The sequence below is a fragment of the Streptomyces atratus genome, assembly GCF_014648655.1.
GTDB lineage: Bacteria > Actinomycetota > Actinomycetes > Streptomycetales > Streptomycetaceae > Streptomyces > Streptomyces atratus.
The window spans coordinates 1-641 of sequence record NZ_BMRN01000226.1 but is presented as its reverse complement, the minus strand read 5'-3'; the positions used below and the strand labels follow the sequence as shown (position 1 = coordinate 641).

Annotated in this window: 1 protein-coding gene; it reads right to left on the bottom strand. The window is 71.0% G+C overall.

Annotated features, from left to right (window positions below):
• On the bottom strand, positions 1-641 hold a 641-nt coding region (locus IEZ15_RS44230; protein ID WP_229846622.1), incomplete at both ends, for a phosphopantetheine-binding protein.

Here is a 641-nt window from a genome sequence, read left to right as displayed (position 1 = left end):
TCCTTGACGTTGGCGGCGCCGCCCTCGACGGTGGCGACGATCCGGGCGACGTCATCGGCCGTGAGGTCGACCAGCGGCAGCATCGCGGGCGTGATCTCGGTGGCATCCGCCGGGATGAGGTTCTCGGGGACGACGGCCTGCTCGTCCCCGGCCGAGGCGGCGAGGCCGGCGACCGTCGGGGTGTCGAACAGGGTGCGTACGGAGATGGAGACGTTCTGGGTGCGCAGGATCTCGGCCAGGCGCACGGCGAGGAGGGAGTGCCCGCCGAGCCGGAAGAAGTCGTCGTCGACGCCCACGTTCTCCAGGCCCAGGACCTCGGCGAAGGCCGCGCAGAGAATCTCTTCCCGTGCGTTGGCCGGCCCGCGTCCTGTACCGGAGAGGACGCCGAAGTCAGGTGCGGGAAGCGCCTTGCGGTCGAGCTTGCCGTTCACCGAAAGGGGCAGGGCTTCCAGGGTGACGACGGCTGAGGGGACCATGTACTCGGGGAGCCGCTCGGCCGCGAACTCACCGACTGACTGGGCCAGTTCCTCACTGTCTTCGGTCGGTACGACGTAGGCGACGAGCCGGGTGTCCCCGGGCACGTCCTCGCGGGCGACGACAGCGGCCCGGGCGACCTGCGGGTGTGCGGCCACGACGGCCTG